The sequence below is a fragment of the Mesorhizobium sp. AA23 genome (genome assembly GCF_001672435.1).
GTDB lineage: Bacteria > Pseudomonadota > Alphaproteobacteria > Rhizobiales > Rhizobiaceae > Mesorhizobium.
Genome location: NZ_LYTP01000005.1, coordinates 162,693 through 177,963, shown reverse-complemented (window position 1 = coordinate 177,963; position 15,271 = coordinate 162,693). Strand labels below are relative to the sequence as shown.

Sequence of the window (15,271 nt, the reverse complement as noted above, 5' to 3'; positions counted from 1 at the left end):
GGGTGGGGACTCGACCGGGCTTTTTCCAGGCACGCCGTATGAATGCGGCGTGCTTAATCTCTTCGTGTGTGCCGTTGCCCCAAAAGCCCTGCGCATCTTGGGGCGAGCATGCATTGGGATCCTAGCGGACGCTGGCGACCGCGTCCTCGCGGCCGTCGTTGATCGAAACCCAAACGCCTGAATTCTCTGTCGATTGACGTTTGAGGTAGGTGTAGACCGTGTCGTTCCAGGCGAGCACTTTCGGCTCGAGATTGTCGAGGATGAACTCGCCGAGGCTGGTGCGCACCGTCAGCACCGCGTGGCCGTCGCCGTTCGGCTGGCGCACGACCGTCATCAAAAGGTCGCCGGCGGGGACACCGGCGGCCATTAATTCGCGGCGCTTCTCCAACGCGTAGTCCTCGCAGTCGCCGAAACCGTTGTCGGGATAGGCCCAGTATTCCTCGACCCCGTAGATCTCCATATCGGTACGTGGCTTGACGCGGGTATTGACCGAATTGTTGACCTTGATCATCGTCGCCCACAGCTTGCGGGTCAGCTCGACAGGAGACCCATTCGGCGTCCTCTCATTGCATTCGATGGGGATACGCTGGCAGAGTTCATAATGGCCGACGGGCTGGGTGGTGCGGCCACCCGTATGCATGAACAGCGGTCCCGCGCTTGCCGTGCCCCAGGCGGAAAGCTGCATCGCCATTGCCAAGAGCAACAGCTTGCCCCTCGTCATTTTCATTATGGTAGTCTCCCCGTTTGAGAGAGACTGTGCCACGTTGGGATTTATTTGACGCAAAAACCGGAAGTAGAGATTGAGTAAAACGCCCGTAGATTAAATATAAAATTTGAACTATCTCGACTGCGGATTGTTGAGAATCTAAACCGGCCGCCGCACCCGGATCACGTGGCGTCTCGACATGCCGCCCGGCTGCTAGAAGGCCCTGATCCGGCCAACAAAAAACCGGCCGCTGGAGGCCGGTTGGATGCATGTCCGCATTCTAAGCGGTCAGGACCGCGGCGCGTTGAATTCCGAATCCAAGGTTTCCGGCCGCTGGATGACGGCAAACTCAATGGCGACGCCGTCCTCGAAGTGACGCACGACCTGGCCGCGCATCGTTCCCAGCATGACCTGCACGCCGATTGCTGGTTTGACGTCGATCTCGATCGCCGCGCCCGAGAGCGACAGGTCGATGATGCGGCACTGATACTGTCGCCCGTCGGTGAGCTGCAGCACGCTCATCGGATTGCGCGGCGCGACGCGCTCGTGGCGGCGGTCTTCCGGCAGGTCGAGCTCATGCTTGTTCGCAAGCCAGGTGAGCTGCGCGGCGAGCTTGTCCTTCTTGCGGTCCGAAGCGATGACGGTCATCGCGAAACCGTCCTGCGAGGTGCGCGTCACGATGCCTTCGATGCGACCGATGTGATCGATATAGGCAATGACCTTTTCCCCCGGCATGCCGACGCGATCGGTGCGCAAGGCGACATTGCCTGGCGACATGTCTATCACCTGGCACGCGTGTTCCGTGCGGTCCTCCAGCATGAAGCGTCCGTAGATTTTCACCCGGACACGCTGAAAATTGCGCCGCTCCACACGGGACGGCGCAAATTCCGCCGCTGACCTCATGACTGCCTACACCCCGTTGGCATTCCGCGCGACGTGCGAGGAATTTCACCGGAAAAAGCTACAGCAAAGCAGGTTAACAAACGGGAAAAAGCCGGCCCAAATGGGTTGGGGGCGGACGCCCACGCAAGGCAAAGGCCTGGACCAGATCGGGGCAAAATCTCGCGATCCGCTCTACTCGTTGCGCCCGCCGTCGAAGACGACGAGATGCCGTATCCGGCGTACGCGGCCGAGCGCCGAAATGGTCTCGGGCGCGTCGAACTCCGTCGGCACGAGCGACGGAACATCGATCGCCGGCCGGTTCTTCAGGAACATCGGGTCCTTGTCGGGATCGATGACCCGAATCGCGTCGATCAGGGCGTCCGCCAGCGGGTCGGCACCAAGCCAGAACGGCCGATCCGCGGCGCTGACGATGCCGAGGCAGCGAGGGCTCTCGACGCCGCCATCGAGCGGCAGCGCGAGCAGCTCGAACTTGCTGGAACGACCGTTTCGGCTGAATCCTTCATAGGTCAGAAGCAGCACCGATTTCTGGTCGAAGACGCCGTGGATGAGACGCGACATAAGCCGCTGGTCCTTCTCGCGCCAGAGCGAGGGGAAGGAAAACCCTTTGAGCTCGCGGCCGTAATAGGCGCAGAGCCTGGTGCCGGCCAGCCGGAACACGGCTTCGGCGCGTGTGTCGCGCTCCAGGATGAATGTATCGGCCAGGAGCGTCTTGATGTCCGCCGGCTCCACTTCCGAGCGTTTCGGAGCCGGGCGGCCATCACGCAGCCGGTTCCAATATTGGAACAGCGCGATTGATCCGTTCTGATTCATTTCCATTCCGCTCCGGCAATCTGTCTTTCTTGTTGTCCCATCGGCGAACAGACAGGGCGCCCTCCGATGACCTTCATGCGGTGCGGAGCAGGATGCGTGCCAGCATCGTTAACGTTTGTTCACGTCTCGGGGCCGTTAAGGTTAACAAGTGGTTTACGTTGCGCGCCGACGGGGCCTGTGGCACATCAAAAACCACTCCACAACGGTCGTTTCAGCAGCGATCGGCAGCGCTTCAGTCAGTTTTCGGGGAGAGGGGACTCGACCGGCCGTTCAGGGAAACCTGGACGGCTTTCTTTTGATTCGCGTCGCCGATCCAGGCCCTATCCGATTCAGCTTGAGCGATTCGCGATTTGTGATTCGATCAGGCGTGAACTACATGCTCGGCCGAAATCGAGTCTCCAGCCATCTGCGAAGAGGCCATGAGCGAGCCGGTAACACCGACCGAAACCGAAATGCAACCAGACGACGAAGCGCCGGAGCCGCGCCGCGAGCCGGTGTTCAACTTGCCGCCGGTTGTGCTGGCGGTGATGGGGATCTGCGCGATCGTCTTCCTGCTGGAGCGATATGTGCTGAACGACGACCAGCAAATGACGCTGCTCTACGACGGAGCCTTCATTCCGGTGCTCTACACCGGTCAATACGGCTTCGACTGGTTCCTGTTCACGCGCCCCTTCACCTATGCCTTCATGCATGGGGGCCTCGCTCACATTGCCGTCAACATGGTGTGGCTTGCCGCTTTCGGCTCACCGCTCGCCAATCGTTTCGGCGCGGCCTGGTTTGCGGTGTTCTACGCCGTGACCGGGCTGGCTTCGGTAGCGCTGTTCTGGGCGATGCATCCTTATGGCGAGATGCCGCTGGTCGGCGCGTCGGGCGCGATCTCGGGCATGATGGGAGCTGCGGCGCGCTACGGGTTCCGGATCGATCGCTCGTCAGGCCAGGCGGCCTTCGCCGGCGAGCCGTTGCCGATCGCAATCGTGCTGCGTTCGCGCGGCGTCATGACCTTCCTCGGCGTCTGGATGGTGATCAACCTCGCCACCGGCCTTCTCGGCTTTGCGCCGGGGATCGAAGGACAGATCGCCTGGGAAGCCCATATCGGCGGCTTTGTCGCAGGCTTTTTCGGCGTGCGTTTTTTCGATCGGCCCCAGCCGTCCGAGTAGCGCTGCGGCGCACTTGAAATGCAACCAATCACGGCGCACCATGTTCACCGGAACGTGAATGCCGGTCAGGGCAGGAGCCGGCGGGCAAGGCACAGGAGGACGCCATGACTGTGAAGGCAATTCTTGAGCAAAAAGGCCATGACGTGTTCACACTCGGGCCTAATGAAAAGCTGAGCGAAGCTATTCGCATCCTGACCGAGCATAGGATCGGCGCGCTGGTCATCACCAATGGCGACCGCAAGATCGTCGGCATCCTTTCCGAGCGTGACATCGTGCGAGTGCTGGCCAGGGAGGGCGCGACCGCGCTCGATATTCCGGTCCGTTCGGCCATGACGCCGAAGGTCAAGATCTGCAACGAGAACCACACGGTCAACGAGGTCATGGAGATCATGACGAAGGGTCGCTTCCGCCACCTGCCGGTGGAGAAGGACGGGATGCTCGACGGCATCGTGTCGATCGGCGATGTGGTCAAACGCCGGATCGAGGATGTCGAGCGCGAGGCCGAGGAGATCCGGGCCTACATCGCCACCGCCTGATACAGGCGGAAAGGAGCCGCCAGCACAGCCCGTGGGCTTACAAGCGCAAGCTGCCTGGAGGCCTGCGCGCGGCTTTGGACTTGTCTCAAGGAACGGTTTGCACTAGCGAGTGATGCGATTTTCGCAACGCGATAAGCAAAATCGCGCCAGCCACAAATGCGACCCATAGGCCTCCATGAGCATCATCGATACCCGCACGCCCGACCCGAAACGCCTGATCTCCGGCGCCACCGGCGACTGGGAAATCATCATCGGGCTCGAAGTGCATGCGCAAGTGACGTCCGAGGCAAAGCTGTTCTCCGGCGCCTCGACCTCTTTCGGCGCGGCGCCCAACGCCAATGTCAGCCTGGTCGACGCGGCGATGCCCGGCATGCTGCCGGTGATCAACGAGGAATGCGTCAAGCAGGCGATCCGCACTGGGCTGGGCTTGAAGGCCGCGATCAACCACAAGTCGGTCTTCGATCGGAAGAACTATTTCTACCCGGACCTGCCGCAGGGCTATCAGATCTCGCAGTACAAGCAGCCGATCGTCGGCGAAGGCAAGGTGATCGTCTCGGTCGGACCGGACCGGCAGGGCGAGTTCGAGGACATCGAGGTCGGCATCGAGCGCCTGCATCTGGAGCAGGATGCCGGCAAGTCTATGCACGACCAGCATCCGACAATGTCCTATGTCGACCTCAACCGGTCCGGCGTTGCGCTGATGGAGATCGTCTCCAAGCCGGACATGCGCTCCGCCGACGAGGCCAAGGCCTATGTCAGCAAGCTGCGCACCATAATGCGCTATCTCGGTACCTGCGACGGCAACATGGACGAGGGTTCGCTGCGCGCCGACGTCAATGTCTCGGTGCGCCGCCCGGGCGGCGCCTTCGGCACGCGCTGCGAGATCAAGAACGTCAACTCGATCCGCTTCATCGGCCAGGCCATCGAGTCCGAAGCGCGCCGTCAGATCGCCATTCTCGAAGACGGCGGCGCGATCGAGCAGGAGACGCGCCTGTTCGACCCCAACAAGGGCGAGACGCGCTCGATGCGCTCCAAGGAAGAGGCGCATGACTACCGCTATTTCCCCGACCCCGACCTTCTGCCGCTGGAATTCGACCAGGCCTATGTCGATGATCTGGCACAGCATCTGCCGGAACTCCCGGACGAGAAGAAGGCGCGGCTGATCGGCTCGCTCGGCCTATCGCCCTACGACGCCTCGGTGCTGGTGTCGGAAAAGCCGATCGCCGACTATTTCGAGAAGGTGGCCTCGGGGCGCGACGGCAAGCTTGCCGCCAACTGGGTTATCAACGACCTGCTGGGCGCTCTCAACAAGGCTGGCAAAGATATTGAAAACGCTCCGGTTTCGCCTGAGCAGCTCGGTACCGTCGTCGACCTGATCAAGGAAGGCACGATCTCCGGCAAGATCGCCAAGGATCTGTTCGAGATCGTCTGGAACGAGGGCGGCGATCCGCGCCACCTCGTCGAAAGCCGCGGCATGAAGCAGGTGACCGACACCGGCGCCATCGAGAAGGCGGTCGACGAGGTCATCGCCGCCAATCCGGACAAGGCCGAGCAAGCGCGCGCCAAGCCGACCATGGCCGGCTGGTTCGTCGGCCAGGTGATGAAGGCGACCGGCGGCAAGGCGAACCCGCAGGCGGTCAACGAGCTGGTCAAGGCCAAGCTCGGCATCGAATAGAGCGATGTTCGTCCGCACCGCCAGCGAGCGCGATCTTGGTGCGATCCGCGCGCTGCTGGTCGAGACGTGGCATGCGACCTATGACGCCATCTACGGCGCCGAGCATGTAACGGCGATCACCGACGACTGGCATTCTCTTGCTTCGCTCACGGCGCAACTGGCCCGGCCGAATTCCGAATTCCTGGTCGCTGACGATGGCAAGCGGCTTGGCGGCATGGCTTTCGCGGCCGCGACTGCCGACCCGAAGATCGTCCTTCTGAACCAGCTCTACGTATCTCCGGATTGTCAGCGGCAAAGGATCGGCCAGGCGCTGCTCGACGAAGTCGAGGCCAGTTTTCCGCAGATGCGGACGCTGCGTCTCGAGGTCGAGCAGGCGAATGCGGCGGCGATCGCCTTCTACGAGGCGAACGGATTTCGGACGGCAGGCAGGACAGCGGATTGCGGCGGCAGTTCGGGATGGCCCGCACTCATCCTGGAGAAGCGGCTCGGCTAAAGCGCCGGCGGAGCGGCTGGGACTTCCACATTGTCGATCAACCTGGTGGTGCCGAGCCAGGCCGCCGCGAGCAGGCGGCCGTCGCGGTCTCGTCGCCAGGGCGCGAGCGTTGCGGCCTCCCGCGCGGCGACGTAGTCGACCTTCCGAAAGCCCGCCCTGACGAGCGCTTCCGCAGCCGCATTCACCGCACGTGCCTCATCCGCGCCGGACGCGAGTTCGGCCGCGGTCTGACGCAGAACCACGTTGAATTTGCGCGCGATCTCGAGCTCGGCCGCGCCCAGATAGGCGTTGCGCGACGACATGGCGAGGCCGTGGGAATCACGCACGGTCGGCGCGCCGACGATCTCGACCGGCAGATCGAGATCACGGCACAGCTGCCTGACAACGCAAAGCTGCTGGTAGTCCTTCTCACCGAACACGGCACAGTCGGGCGCTGCCTGCAGGAAAAGCTTGGCCACGACAGTGGCGACGCCGTCGAAGAAGGCAGGCCGAAAATCCGTCTCCAGGCCGGAGGAGGGGCCTCCGACCGAGATTTTGGTGGCGAAGCCGGCCGGGTACATTTCCGCCACGCCTGGCGTGAAGGCCAGATGTGCGCCTGCTTCCCGCAGTTGGTCGAGATCGCGGGCCAATTGGCGCGGATATTTTTCCAGGTCCTCGGTCGGCGCGAATTGGGTCGGATTGACGAAGACGGAGACGACGCAGCGCTCGGCCTTTTCGAGCGCGATCCTGACCAGCGAGATGTGGCCGTCATGCAGCGCGCCCATGGTCGGCACCATGGCGATCTTGAGGCCATCCCGGCGCCAATCCCGGATCTGCGCGCGAAGGGCCGCAACGCTCTCGACGACGATTGGCCCGCTCATGCCTGGTCCTTGCCCGATGCCGCCGAAAAAACGTGGTCAGGTCCGGGAAATGCGCGGCTGCGCACCTCGTCGGCGTAACGCGCCGCCGCATCCGCAATGGTGTCGCGCAGCACTGCGTATTCCTTGACGAATTTCGGCACGCGGTCGACGGTCATGCCGATCATGTCGTCTACCACCAGGATCTGGCCGTCGCAGTCGCCGCTGGCGCCGATGCCGATGGTCGGGATCGCGATATGACGGGTGAGGTCCGAAGCCACCGCCTCGACCGTGCCCTCGATGACGACCGAGAAGGCGCCGGCCTTTTCAACCGCTTCGGCGTCGCGAAAAAGGGCGGCGATGTTTTCCCTGCTCCTGCCCTTGATCTTGTAGCCGCCGTCCTTGTCCACCGACTGCGGCTGCAGGCCGATATGGCCCATGACCGGGATGCCTTCCGCGACGATTGCCGCGATCTGCGCGGCCATGTCGACCCCACCCTCGAGCTTGACCGCCTGGCTGCCCGTCTCGCCGATGATGAGCCTTGCCGAGGCAACGGCTTGCGCCACCGAGGCCTCGTAGCTGCCTGCCGGCATGTCGACCACCACACAGGCCTTTGCGGAGCCACGCATCACCGCTTGTCCGTGCGCGATCATCATCTCCAGCGAAGCGCCGAGCGTTGTGGCATGGCCATGCAGCACCATGGCGACGCTGTCGCCGACCAGAAGCAGGTCGACATGCGGATCGAGCATGCGGGCTATCGGATAGGTATAGGCGGTGAGACAAACGATCGGCACGCCGCCCTTGCGGCGACGAATGTCTTCGGCGCCGATCCGATTGCCGGTGGACCGTTCTGGGGCCAATCGTCACCTCCCTCAACCGGCGCGGGCCAGCCGCCAGCTTTGCCGGCGTGCGAGCTTTAGAAACTGCGCAAACGCTTGGCAAGCCGAGGTGGCGATATCTCCACGCGTGTATCGATTTAGCGCACGAAGCATTTACATCGCAGGCAGGGCAAAACCCTTGCCTTCGCGTTGACGTGACGCCATAAGCAGGAAACGGCGCGGCCGCAGCCGCAACGAGGATCTGGATGAAGACTTTCCTGCTGCAGTTTTTCACCTGGTGGAACAGCCAGACACTTGGCACGCGCTTCCACACCTGGCGCTTCGGCAACAAGGTCGGCGAGGACGAGGTCGGCAACGTCTATTACGAGGGCGGCATCGATTCGGAAGGTCGCACCCGCCGCTGGGTCATCTATCGTGACTATTCCGAAGCCTCGAAGATCCCTCCGGGCTGGCATGGCTGGATGCATCATCGCGTCGACACGCCTCCGTCGAGCGAGAGCTATAAGGCTCGTGATTGGCAGAAGCCGCACCGGCCCAATCTCACAGGAACGCCGGGCGCCTATCGCCCGCAAGGTTCCATTCTGACCAACCAGCATCGTCCGCAGGTCACCGGCGACTACGACGCTTGGACGCCCGGTTCGTAAACGCGTTTTCGGTCTTTTGTCGCCACAATTGGCGTTTAGCTCCTTGCTGATAGCGCAGCCCTGACTAGCCTTGGGCGATTGAGAGAATCACCCGGGCGCAACCACCGGTATCCCTGCATGAACTCTTTCGGCCGACTCTCGACGGGACTGTTCGCGGCAGCGTCCGTTCTGGCTGCCTCGACGGCAGGGTTCGCCGCCGCGCAGACACCGGCGGCGCCGGCGGTTTCCGACCGCATCACCAATCCGGTCGCCGAATTCGCCGGCATCGACAAGATCACCGGCCGCATCATCACCTTCGACGTCTATATCGACGAGACGGTGCAGTTCGGCGCCCTGCAGGTGACGCCGCGCGTCTGCTACTCTCGGCCTGAGACCGAACAGCCGAAGACCGATTCCTTCGTCGAGGTCGACGAGATCACGCTCGATCGCAAGATCCGCCGTATCTTTACCGGCTGGATGTTCGCCGAAAGCCCCGGTCTCAACGCGGTCGAGCACGCCGTCTATGACGTCTGGCTGAAGGGCTGCAAGCAAAAATCGGACGTGCCGCCGCCGACCGCCGCCAAAGCCGATACGGGCAAGCCGAAGACGAATGCCGCCAAGCCGAAGCCGCCCGTGCAGGAGCCGCCTGCCGAGGCAGCGCCTGAGCCGTCGGATGCGGCGCCCGCGCCGGATGGCGCCGACACCACAGACACGAACTGATCTCGGAACTCTCGGAACCCTCTTTTTCGCAATCCGTTGGATAAACGGTGATGGCGACGGGAGATTTCCATGGCAACGATCAGGCCGATCACTGCCAGTAAGAAAGAGCTTCTCGATATCGAGAAAGGCTTCTGGACCGGCGATTCCGCGTATTTCGCGGCCCACGCCGATGTGGATTGCCTCGTCGCCTTTCCGGAGATGGCGCAGGCGATGACCAATGCCGATCTGGCCAAGACCGCCACCAAGCCCAATCGCTGGCGCGATCTCGACATTCGGCTGAAAGGCATGGTCGAACCCGGCAGCGATATCGTCATGCTAACCTACGAGGCGCGCGCGACGCGGGAAAACGGCGAGCCCTATGCCGCTCTCGTCAGCACCGGCTATGTTCATCGCGCCGATGGCTGGAAGATGATGTTTCATTCCCAGACGCCAATTGAAACTGCGAGCGGGTGACCGCTTACCTCAGGGATAAAAGACCGCGTCGCCCTTCAGGGCCTCGGCCAGCATTTTTTCGTAGCGGCTGCGCGGCACGTCGATGGCGCCGAAGCGCTTCAGGTGCTCGGTGGTGAACTGCGTGTCGAGCAGCGCGAAGCGGCGTTCGTTCAGCCGCTCGACGAGATAATAGAGGCAGGTCTTCGAGGCGTCGGTTTCCCGGGCGAACATGCTTTCGCCGAAGAAGACGCGCCCGAGTGACACCCCATAGAGACCGCCGGCCAGCCGGCCCTCGCGCCACGCCTCGACGGAATGGCAGTGGCCGAGCCGATAGAGCTCGACATAGGCTTCGCGGATCGGCGCGTTGATCCAGGTCGAGCGGCGCTCGTCGCGCCTTTCCGCGCAGCCGTCGATCGTCGCCTCGAAGTCGAAATCGTAGCGGATGTCGAAAGGGTGCCTGCGGATCGTCTTCTTCAGACTGCGCGGCGTGTGGAATCCGTCGAGCGGGATGATGCCGCGCGTCTCCGGCCGCACCCAGAACACTTCCGGGTCGGTGGCGCTCTCTGCCATCGGGAACACGCCCGAGGCATAGGCTTTCAGCAGCAGGTCGGTCGGGATGCGGTAGCCGGGCGCGTAGGGACGAGTCATTGCGCCATTATAACCGCAAGATCCTATTCCTCCTTGGCCAAATATTTCTCAAGCCAGTGGATGTCGTAATCGCCGTTGGCGATATCCGGATTTCCGACCAGGTCGCGGAACAGCGGCAGCGTCGTCTTGATGCCGTCGACAACGAATTCGTCGAGCGCCCGGCGCAGCCGCATCATGCATTCGACGCGGTTGCGGCCATGCACGATCAGTTTGCCGATCAGGCTGTCGTAATAGGGCGGGATCCGGTAGCCGGAATATACGCCGGAATCGACGCGGATGCCGAGGCCGCCCGGCGTGTGGAAATGCGTGATCGTACCGGGCGACGGCGTGAACGTGCGCGGATCCTCGGCGTTGATGCGGCACTCGATGGCGTGGCCGTTGAACTTGATGTCTTCCTGCTTGACCGACAGTCCGCCGCCGGAGGCGACACGGATCTGTTCATGCACGAGGTCGATGCCGGTGATCGCTTCGGTCACCGGATGCTCGACCTGCAGGCGTGTGTTCATCTCGATGAAATAGAATTCACCGTTCTCGTAGAGGAATTCGATCGTGCCGGCGCCGGAATAGCCAAGATCGGCGATCGCCTTGGCGCAGATGCCGCCGATGCGCGCACGTTCCTCGGCGTTGAGGGCCGGTGAGTTCGCTTCCTCCCACACCTTCTGGTGGCGGCGTTGCAGCGAGCAGTCGCGCTCGCCGAAATGCACGCCGCGTCCGGCGCCGTCGCCGAACACCTGCAATTCGATATGGCGCGGCTTTTCCAGATATTTCTCGATGTAAACGGCGTCGTCGCCGAAGGCAGCGCCGGCTTCTGATCTGGCGGTCTGCAGCGCCACTTCGAGGTCGGCTTCGGTGCGGGCGACCTTCATGCCGCGGCCGCCGCCGCCGGCCGAAGCCTTGATGATCACCGGATAGCCGATCGCGGCGGCAATGCGCTTTGCTTCCTTCTCGTCGCTGATCGCGCCGTCCGAACCAGGCACCACCGGGATGCCGAGGCGCTTTGCCGTGCGCTTGGCTTCGATCTTGTCGCCCATGATGCGGATATGGTCGCCCGAAGGGCCGATGAAGGTGATGTTATGGGCGGCGAGGATATCGGCGAACTTGGCGTTTTCTGACAGGAAGCCGTAGCCCGGGTGCACGGCATCGGCGCCGGTGATCTCGCAAGCGGCGACGATCTGGTGAATGTTGAGATAGCTTTCGCGTGACGGCGGCGGGCCGATGCAGACGCTTTCGTCGGCAAGCCGCACATGCATGGCGTCGGAATCGGCCGTCGAATGGACCACCACCGTCTGGATGCCGAGCTCCTTGCAGGCGCGCAGCACCCGAAGCGCGATTTCGCCGCGATTGGCGATGAGGATTTTTTGGAACATCTGCCCGCTGTTCCCGGCTCTACTCGATGACCACGAGCGGCATGCCGTATTCGACCGGCTGGGCGTCCTCGATCAGGATCGCCGTCACCGTGCCGGCGCGCGGCGAGGGAATCTGGTTCATCGTCTTCATCGCTTCGATGATGAGCAGCGTCTGGCCTTCCTTCACCTTCTGGCCGATCTCGATGAACGCCTTGGCGTCGGGCGAGGGCGCGAGATAGGCGGTGCCGACCATCGGCGAAGGCACGGCGTTCTTGGAAGGATCGGCTGCCGTCGCGGGCGCGGCCGCTACCGCCTGAGCCGGCCCGGCAACCGCCGCGGACGGCATAGGAAGCGGAGCAGCGACCGCGTGGACGGCCTGAGACTGACGCGACACGCGCACTTTCAGATCGCCGAGCTCGACCTCGATCTCGGTCAGGTTGGTGTCGTTCAGTATGCCCGCCAAGTCGCGGATCAGCTGCTGGTCAACACCGTTCTTCTTTATCGACATTTTCGAGCCTTCTGTTTGGGAGCCGGTCACAGGCGCGCCGCCAGTGCCTGCAGCGCAAGCGTATAGCCGAGTGGCCCGAACCCGCAGATCATGCCGACAGCGACCGGCGCGACCATGGAGACGTGGCGGAAAGGCTCCCGCGCGTGGATATTGGAAAGATGGACTTCAGCGACGGGCAGCGGCGCGATGGCGCGGATGGCGTCGTGAATGGCAATCGAGGTATGGCTGTAGGCCCCGGGATTGATGACGATGCCTGCGGCCTTTTCACCGGCTTCCTGGATCCAGTCGACGAGATCACCTTCGTGATTGGACTGACGAAAATCGATCTCGAGCCCGAGCGCCGTGCCGGCGGCCTTGCAATCCTCGGCTATGGCGGCAAGCGTCTTGCCGCCATAGATCCCCGGCTCGCGCTTGCCGAGTGCATTGAGATTGGGACCGTTCAGGACGAAAATCGTTTTCAAATATGCCGACCTCTTCGGCGCCGGCCTCAAGCCGGCGCGCCGGACCTCTATAATGGGCATATCCGCCCGCGAAAAGAGCGCAAGTACGTTCTTTCGCTGTCCACAACAGGCGGAAAACCGCCTGTTATCGCGACTCGCAATCGCTTAGAGCATGATCCCGAAAACTGTGCAGCGGTTTTCGGAAAAGACCATGCCCAAACCTAGAGCGCGCTCTTGGCCTGCTCGATCTTCTCCGCCAGAACCTGCTGTCCGAGCGCGCCGAACACCACCTCATTGCCGACCACATAGGACGGCGTGCCGGTGATCGACAGCTTGGTGGCGAGATCGTAGGTGCGCGAGAGCGCTTCGTTGATGCTCGGATCCTTCATCTTCTCGCGCAGCTTCGCCTCGTCGGCACCGAGCGAAACAGCGACCTTCATGGCGGTGGATTCGGTGGCACGGCCCTGGCTGCCGAGCAGCGCAGTGTGGAACTCGCTGTACTTCTCCGGCATCATCAGATGGAAGGCCATCGAGACCACGCTGGCCTTTTGCGAATCCGGGCTGAGGATTGGAAACTCCTTGAGCACGAAGCGCAGGTCCGGATCGGCTTTAGTCAGCGCCTTCATGTCCTCAATGGCGCGTTTGCAGAAGCCGCAATTGTAGTCGTAGAACTCGACGATGGTGACTTTGCCCTTCGGGTTGCCGACCACGCCGTCGAAGGTGGAGTTGAAGATCTCGTCCTTCGCATCCTTGATGACGCCGAGTGCGGCGAGCCGCTGCTCTTCCTTCTGCTTGGCCTCGAGCGCGTCCTGAACCTCGAGCAGGACCTCGGGGTTTTTCAACAGATAGTCGCGGATGATGCCTTCGACCTCCTTGCGGTCGATCTTGCTGTCCGCCGAGGCCACCTGGATGGCTTGCGTCGTGTCGGCCCTAGCGGCCTGCGGGCTTCCTGCCACGAAGCCGAATGCCAGCATGCCGAGCGCCACCGCCACGCCGGCGCTGCCGAGCAGGATTGCCTTGTTCATGATCAGTTCCTTCTGCCTGTCCCGGTCCAACCTGGTCGCCGTGCGCGGCCGGGAGGTTCACTTGAGTTTGTTAGATGGCGTGTAGTTTATGATATCCTGCGCGCGAAGCCAGCGGGGCTCGCCGCGCTTCAATTTCTGTTGAGCGCGCATGGCGAAGATCTTCGCGTTCTTATAGTCGGCCGAATAGAAATGGCCCTCCGCTGTCGCAAGGTCGGCGGCCGGGATTTGCCCCAATTCGCCATAGGCTTGAGCCAGATAGCGGTAGGCTACGGCGTTTTCCTTGTCGCGCCCGATCCCGCTGTTGAGCTGCGCCACCGCTTTGTTGATTGAGTCCGGCGTGCCGGCCGCCATCAGCGCCTGGCCGAGCGAGACCAGCAGCAAGCCGGACCGCGCCGCGTCGAGGCTCGCCGCTTTGGCATAGGCATCCGCGGCGTCCTTGGGCCTGTTGGCCTTCATCAGGATGTCGCCGCGCAGTTCCTGGAAATAGGGGTTCTTCGGCTGTTCCTTGATCAGGGCCGCGGTTTTCGTCAGCGCGGCGCCAGGATTGCCGTAGAGATAGGTCTGCTGCGCGTCGCCATAGCGCGAGGCAAGGCTGGTCGGGTTCTTGCGCATCAGCCGCGCCACGGCCGCCTGGCCTTGCATATAGGCCGCGATCTTGATGCGCATCATGTCATGCCGCTGCTGCAGCGCCGGCGCGTCGACCTGGCTGACATATGGGCTCGCCTTGACCAGCACCTCGAGATTGGCGATGCGCTCCCGGGGCATCGGATGGCTGATCCGGTAAGGATCGAGCTGGGTGCCCGACAGCGAAAGCGCGCTCTGGAAGCGCCCGAAGGTCTTCAGCATGCCCATGCCGGACTGGCCGGTGGCATTGAGGTAGGTGATCGCCGAGCGGTCGGCGGTGATTTCTTCGCCGCGCTGATAAGCAAGGATGCTGCGCTGCGCCATCTCGCCGCCGCCGGCGGCGACGCCCATGCCGGCGCCGGCAAGGCCGCGGCTGTTGGTGGTGGCGCCGGCCACGATCGCGCCCGCCCCGAGCAGCGTGGCGATGATGGCCATGGTCTTGGCGCGATCGAGTTGATCGCGCAGCTTCTGCTGGTGGCCGCCGGCAATATGGCCGGCCTCGTGCGCGATGACGCCGATGATCTCGTTCGGCGTCTCGGCCGTCACCAGCGCGCCGGTGTTGATGAACAGGCGGCGGCCGGTCACGAACGCATTGAAGCTCTGGTCGTTGACGAGAACGATGTCGATCCCGTCATTGGCAAGGCCCGCCGCCTTGAAGATCGGTCGGGCATAGTCGCGCACCAGCGCCTCGATCTCGGCATCGCGCACCACCGGCACGCCTTGCGCGAAGGCGCTCAGCGAAGTGGACACCGCGACGGCGGCGGCAAGCAGGAGCGTCGCGAACCCGCGCGCGGTTCGCCCTATTGCGGTCGATCTATCGATCATCGTTCGGGTCGGCTCAACATGACAGGTCCACTGGTAGACGAGCGGGCGAAGGATGAAAAGTCGGCGCCGATAACTTCCTGCGCGCTTGTGATCCCCACACCAATCGGGCATTTGTGCGGCGCTGC

The 15,271-nt window shown here is 62.9% G+C and carries 18 protein-coding genes; 7 read left to right on the top strand and 11 right to left on the bottom strand.

Features of this window, described 5'->3' with window-relative positions; all coding sequences use genetic code 11:
* Positions 1-121 precede the first annotated feature (121 nt).
* The 3 genes from A9K66_RS07290 to A9K66_RS07280 form a co-directional block, all read right to left on the bottom strand.
* Entirely contained in the window at positions 122-727 is a 606-nt protein-coding gene (locus A9K66_RS07290; protein WP_067321612.1) for a transglutaminase-like cysteine peptidase, read from the bottom strand.
* Positions 728-994: 267 nt separating this feature from the next.
* Positions 995-1,609 (bottom strand): PilZ domain-containing protein, encoded by a 615-nt coding sequence (locus A9K66_RS07285; protein WP_067321610.1) that lies wholly within the window; start codon positions 1,607-1,609, stop codon positions 995-997.
* 171 nt (positions 1,610-1,780) lie between these two features.
* Entirely contained in the window at positions 1,781-2,419 is a 639-nt protein-coding gene (locus A9K66_RS07280) for a PAS domain-containing protein (RefSeq protein WP_067321654.1), read from the bottom strand.
* A gap of 419 nt (positions 2,420-2,838) precedes the next feature.
* Here A9K66_RS07280 and A9K66_RS07275 point away from each other — a divergent pair, with 419 nt between their 5' ends.
* The 4 genes from A9K66_RS07275 to A9K66_RS07260 all read left to right on the top strand — a co-directional run bounded on the left by A9K66_RS07275 (position 2,839) and on the right by A9K66_RS07260 (position 6,280).
* Positions 2,839-3,576, top strand: a complete 738-nt coding sequence (locus A9K66_RS07275) for a rhomboid family intramembrane serine protease (RefSeq protein ID WP_067321607.1) — start codon at positions 2,839-2,841, stop codon at positions 3,574-3,576.
* A gap of 104 nt (positions 3,577-3,680) precedes the next feature.
* Complete coding sequence (locus A9K66_RS07270; RefSeq protein WP_067321604.1) at positions 3,681-4,112, top strand: CBS domain-containing protein; 432 nt, start codon at positions 3,681-3,683, stop codon at positions 4,110-4,112.
* A gap of 175 nt (positions 4,113-4,287) precedes the next feature.
* Entirely contained in the window at positions 4,288-5,787 is a 1,500-nt protein-coding gene (gene gatB, locus A9K66_RS07265; RefSeq protein WP_067321601.1) for an Asp-tRNA(Asn)/Glu-tRNA(Gln) amidotransferase subunit GatB, read from the top strand.
* Between the two features lie 4 nt (positions 5,788-5,791).
* Positions 5,792-6,280 (top strand): GNAT family N-acetyltransferase, encoded by a 489-nt coding sequence (locus A9K66_RS07260; RefSeq protein WP_067321598.1) that lies wholly within the window; start codon positions 5,792-5,794, stop codon positions 6,278-6,280.
* Here the strand turns inward: A9K66_RS07260 and panC are convergent.
* Together panC and panB are read right to left on the bottom strand one after the other, a co-directional pair.
* On the bottom strand, positions 6,277-7,140 hold the full coding sequence (gene panC, locus A9K66_RS07255) for a pantoate--beta-alanine ligase (protein WP_067321595.1): 864 nt from the start codon (positions 7,138-7,140) through the stop codon (positions 6,277-6,279). The two genes, A9K66_RS07260 and panC, sit on opposite strands and share 4 nt — an antisense overlap.
* Positions 7,137-7,976 carry a 3-methyl-2-oxobutanoate hydroxymethyltransferase gene (gene panB / locus A9K66_RS07250; RefSeq protein WP_067321592.1) on the bottom strand — a complete coding sequence of 280 codons (840 nt, stop codon included), beginning with the start codon at positions 7,974-7,976 and terminating at the stop codon, positions 7,137-7,139. Before panB ends, panC begins: the two co-directional genes overlap by 4 nt.
* A gap of 224 nt (positions 7,977-8,200) precedes the next feature.
* Between panB and A9K66_RS07245 the strand changes: the two genes are divergently transcribed.
* The 3 genes from A9K66_RS07245 (at position 8,201) to A9K66_RS07235 (ending at position 9,751) form a co-directional block, all read left to right on the top strand.
* Entirely contained in the window at positions 8,201-8,599 is a 399-nt protein-coding gene (locus A9K66_RS07245; protein ID WP_067321589.1) for an NADH:ubiquinone oxidoreductase subunit NDUFA12, read from the top strand.
* Between the two features lie 117 nt (positions 8,600-8,716).
* Positions 8,717-9,298: a DUF2155 domain-containing protein gene (locus tag A9K66_RS07240; protein ID WP_067321586.1), complete on the top strand. Its 582-nt coding sequence runs from the start codon at positions 8,717-8,719 to the stop codon at positions 9,296-9,298.
* Between the two features lie 69 nt (positions 9,299-9,367).
* Positions 9,368-9,751: a hypothetical protein gene (locus tag A9K66_RS07235; protein WP_066989496.1), complete on the top strand. Its 384-nt coding sequence runs from the start codon at positions 9,368-9,370 to the stop codon at positions 9,749-9,751.
* 9 nt (positions 9,752-9,760) lie between these two features.
* Here the strand turns inward: A9K66_RS07235 and aat are convergent, their stop codons facing one another.
* The 6 genes from aat to A9K66_RS07205 form a co-directional block, all read right to left on the bottom strand.
* Positions 9,761-10,378: a leucyl/phenylalanyl-tRNA--protein transferase gene (gene aat / locus A9K66_RS07230; RefSeq protein WP_066989498.1), complete on the bottom strand. Its 618-nt coding sequence runs from the start codon at positions 10,376-10,378 to the stop codon at positions 9,761-9,763.
* A gap of 23 nt (positions 10,379-10,401) precedes the next feature.
* Entirely contained in the window at positions 10,402-11,745 is a 1,344-nt protein-coding gene (gene accC, locus A9K66_RS07225) for an acetyl-CoA carboxylase biotin carboxylase subunit (RefSeq protein WP_066989500.1), read from the bottom strand.
* Positions 11,746-11,764: 19 nt separating this feature from the next.
* A complete protein-coding gene (accB, locus tag A9K66_RS07220) occupies positions 11,765-12,232 on the bottom strand; it encodes an acetyl-CoA carboxylase biotin carboxyl carrier protein (RefSeq protein ID WP_067321651.1) in 468 nt (155 codons plus the stop codon).
* 26 nt (positions 12,233-12,258) lie between these two features.
* Positions 12,259-12,693 carry a type II 3-dehydroquinate dehydratase gene (aroQ, locus tag A9K66_RS07215; RefSeq protein ID WP_066989889.1) on the bottom strand — a complete coding sequence of 145 codons (435 nt, stop codon included), beginning with the start codon at positions 12,691-12,693 and terminating at the stop codon, positions 12,259-12,261.
* 200 nt (positions 12,694-12,893) lie between these two features.
* A complete protein-coding gene (locus A9K66_RS07210; RefSeq protein ID WP_067321649.1) occupies positions 12,894-13,697 on the bottom strand; it encodes a DsbA family protein in 804 nt (267 codons plus the stop codon).
* 57 nt (positions 13,698-13,754) lie between these two features.
* On the bottom strand, positions 13,755-15,146 hold the full coding sequence (locus tag A9K66_RS07205) for a M48 family metalloprotease (RefSeq protein ID WP_067321583.1): 1,392 nt from the start codon (positions 15,144-15,146) through the stop codon (positions 13,755-13,757).
* Positions 15,147-15,271 lie beyond the last annotated feature (125 nt).